At 72.2% G+C, this 2,114-nt stretch carries 2 protein-coding genes; one reads left to right on the top strand and one right to left on the bottom strand.

The features are described from left to right. A partial coding sequence (locus tag OZN99_RS30340; RefSeq protein WP_270938937.1) for a hypothetical protein occupies positions 1-234 on the top strand: 234 nt, incomplete at its 5' end. Between the two features lie 12 nt (positions 235-246). Here OZN99_RS30340 and OZN99_RS30335 read toward each other — a convergent pair. Continuing rightward, on the bottom strand, positions 247-2,114 hold a 1,868-nt coding region (locus tag OZN99_RS30335; protein ID WP_270938936.1), incomplete at its 5' end, for a PhoX family protein.

The following is a 2,114-nucleotide window of genomic DNA, read 5'->3' as shown; positions in this document are numbered from 1 at the left end:
GCGCTGGAACGCTTCGACGCCGCGGCGGCAAGTGCGCCCATGCCCGGCCTCGCGGCCGGCGCGGGGGTGGGCGCCGTGCTCGGCCATGTCGGCACCGCGGCGGCGGCGAATGTCGGGCTGCAGGGGCTGAGCGAGGCCGAACGCGCCTCGCTCCGCGCCGAGGCGGAGCGGATCGGGCACGAGATCGGCACGCGCGTCGCCACCTTCATCCGGAGGGAGGGCTGGGCGCGCTGACGCGCGCGCCCGTCATCCCCCGATCTCGCCGCCGTCGCGCTTGACGATGGCGATCACCGCAGGGCGCGGCGGCTTGCCCTCCTCGAAGTCCGGCCAGCGCGTGGAGGGGCGTTCGTAGGTGCTGCCGGGATCCTCGCCGGGGTGCTGGATTGCGAGGAACAGCGTGCGGTCGTCCGGCGTGAAGCGGGGGCCGCAGACCTCGGCGCCGGTCGGGGCCTGGTAGAACAGGCGCGTCAGCCCGCGGCCATAGCCGCTGGTGTCCGCCGCCCAGATGCCGTCGGCGATGCCGGCGTTCTCCGGCGCGCCATCGGTCGAGATCCAGGCCCGGCCCTTGCTGTCGAAGGCGACGTTGTCGGGGCACGACAGCCAGCCGTCGTTGCTGGTCGCCCGGTGGTAGCGCGCACCCGGATCGACGCCCGGCCTGCCGGCGGCGATGAAGATCTCCCAACGGCCTTCGTTCGCGGTGTGGTCCACGCGGTTCGTGCCGGCGCCGGGCGGGATGATCTCCACGACGTGGCCGTGCACGTTGCTGGCGCGCGGATTGGCGGGGTTGACCTGCTGCGCGGTGCGCCGGCTGTTGTTGGTCAGCATGACGTAGACGCGCCCGTTGCCCGGGTTGGTCTCCACATCCTCCGGCCGGTCCATCGGCGTCGCGCCGAGCAGGTCAGCCGCGCGCCGCGCCTCGATCACCACATCGGCCTGGCTGCGGAAGCCGTTCGCCTCCGTCAGCGGACCCTGGCCATGCACCAGCGGCAGCCACTCCATCCGACCGTTCTCGTGAAAGCGCGCGACGGAGAGCGTGCCCTCGTCCATCAGGTCGCGGTTGGCGGCCGGGTCGTTCGGGTTCCAGGGGCGCGCGGTGACGAAGCGGTAGACATATTCGAAGCGCTCGTCGTCGCCCATGTAGAAGGCGACGCGGCCGTCATGGCTGACGGCATGCGTCGCGCCCTCGTGCTTGAAGCGGCCGAGCGCGGTGCGCTTCACCGGCACGCTCTCCGGGTCGTAGGGGTCGAACTCCACGATCCAGCCGAAGCGATTCGGCTCGTTCGGCTCGCGGTCCAGGTTGAAGCGGTCGAAGTGCCGGCCCCAGGCATAGACCGGCTCGGCCACCACGCCGTAGCGGCGGTAGGTCGCGGCCTCCGGGCCCGTGGTCGCGGCAGCGCCGCCGAAGTAGTTGTTGAAGTTCTCCTCCGCCGTGATGACGGTGCCCCAGGGCGTGTTGCCACCGGCGCAGTTGTTCAGCGTGCCGAGCACGCGCGTCCCCGTCGGGTCGGCATTGGTCTTCAGCCGGTCGTGCCCCGCGGCCGGGCCGCTGACGCGCATCGGCGTGTTCATGGTGATGCGCCGGTTCATCCGCCCGCCCGGCACGCTGCGCCAGGTGCCGTTCTCTCGCCGCACCTCCACCACGCTCATCCCATGCGCGGCGATCTCCACCGCCGCCTGTTCGCGCGTGGTGCGGCCGCGCGCGGCGCGGCCCTCGCCGATGCCGGCGAACATCAGGTTGGTGTTGGTGTATTCGTGGTTCACGCAGAGCAGGCCGTGGTCGCTGCTGCGACTGCCCTTGGGCAGCGGGAAATAGTCGAGGTAGTCGTTGTTGTAGCCGAACTGCAACGCCTGCGCCTCGGCGGTCTGGCGCATCGGGTCATAGGGCGGCGCGTCGGCCAGGACCGGGTCGCCCCAGCGGATGACCATCTGGATGTCGTAGCCATCCGCCACCGCATGCGTCTGGCTGAGCTGCTGGCGAAGCTCCGGGAAGGTGAGGGTCGACGGCCCGCCCCGCATCGGCACGGCCAGCGGCTGCGCATCGGCCTCGGCCACCAGGGCCTCGGTCAGCGCGGCGGCCGCGCCGGCGCCGACGAGGCCCCGAAGCGCCGCGCGGC

It is taken from the genome of Falsiroseomonas oryzae, from assembly GCF_027856955.1.
Lineage (GTDB): Bacteria > Pseudomonadota > Alphaproteobacteria > Acetobacterales > Acetobacteraceae > Falsiroseomonas > Falsiroseomonas oryzae.
The sequence above is the reverse complement of the archived record's forward strand: the minus strand, read 5'-3'. Positions and strand labels throughout refer to the sequence as shown.